This window comes from Sandarakinorhabdus sp. (assembly GCF_032115815.1).
Taxonomy (GTDB): domain Bacteria; phylum Pseudomonadota; class Alphaproteobacteria; order Sphingomonadales; family Sphingomonadaceae; genus Sandarakinorhabdus.
The window spans coordinates 1034-2269 of sequence record NZ_JAUMBI010000010.1 but is presented as its reverse complement, the minus strand read 5'-3'; the positions used below and the strand labels follow the sequence as shown (position 1 = coordinate 2269).

General features: G+C 64.0%; 2 protein-coding genes. Both read right to left on the bottom strand.

Annotated features, from left to right (window positions below):
• Positions 1 to 207 (bottom strand): FAD-dependent oxidoreductase (locus tag RT662_RS00430; protein WP_313668201.1); only part of this gene is annotated, 207 nt, incomplete at its 3' end.
• Positions 204 to 1236 (bottom strand): glutamine synthetase family protein (locus RT662_RS00425; RefSeq protein WP_313668199.1); only part of this gene is annotated, 1033 nt, incomplete at its 5' end. The genes RT662_RS00425 and RT662_RS00430, both read right to left, overlap by 4 nt.

The following is a 1236-nucleotide window of genomic DNA, read 5'->3' as shown; positions in this document are numbered from 1 at the left end:
TGACGCGCCATGGCCGATCCGGCCGGCTTCCAGCAGCACCACGCTGGCGCCGCGCTGCGCCAGGTGCAGCGCCGCCGAAAGCCCGGTGGCGCCGCCGCCGATGATGGCGACATCAGCTTGGCAATCGCCGGCCAGCGCGGCATGCGACGGGCTGGCGTGGGCGGTCGCCGCATACCAGCTTTGGTCGAAGGCGAGGCTGTCGTTCACACCTTCAGCAGCAAATGGTCACGCTCCCAACTGCTGATCACACCCTGGAAGGCTTCGAGTTCGGCGGCCTTGATGGAGGTGAAGCTGCGGAAGAAATAGTCACCCAGCAGCGCCCGCACCGGATCGCAATCATTGAAGCGTTCCAGCGCTTCTTCCAGGCTGCGCGGCAGGGTGCGTTCGAAATTATAGGCGTTGCCCGAGGTTTTGGGCGATGGTTCCAGCTCCTCGGTCATGCCCAGATAGCCGGCAACCAGCGTGGCGGCCATGGCCAGATAGGGGTTGGCATCGGCGCCGGGCAGGCGGTTTTCAACGCGGCGGTTGTGGCGATCGGTGATCGGCACGCGCAGGCCGCAACTGCGGTTGTCGCTGCCCCATTGCACGTTGATCGGCGCGCCATGATCGGGCCGCATGCGGCGGAAACTGTTGACATTGGGGGCAAACATCGGCGCCAGCGCCGGCAGATAGCCCTGCAACCCGCCAACGAAATGGCGGAACAGCGGTGCATCGCTGCCATTGGCGTTGGCGAACAGATTATGGCCATCAGCCATATCCACGACCGATGTGTGCAGGTGCATGGCACTGCCCGGCTGATGTTCCATCGGCTTGGCCATGAAAGTGGCATAAACCCCGTGCTTCAGCGCCACCTGCCGCACGATGCGTTTGAACAGCATCACCTGATCGGCCACCCGCACCGGATCGCCGTGCACGAAGTTGATCTCCAGCTGGGCAGTGCCGGCTTCGTGGATCATCGTATCGAGGTTCAGATCGGCGGCTTCGGCATATTCGTAGATCGCCTCGATCAGATCCTCATGCTCGGTGATGGCTTCCAGGCCATAAGGTTGGGACGAGGTTTCGGCCCGGCCCGAACGCCCGGCCGGCGGGGTGAGCGGGATATCGGGATCGGGATTGGGCGCTGTGAGATAGAATTCCAGTTCCGGCGCCATCAACGGCTTCCAGCCGCGTTCTTCACACAAGGCCACCACCCGCTTCAGCAGATGCCGCGGCGAGGAGGCCCAGGGCGTGCCATCG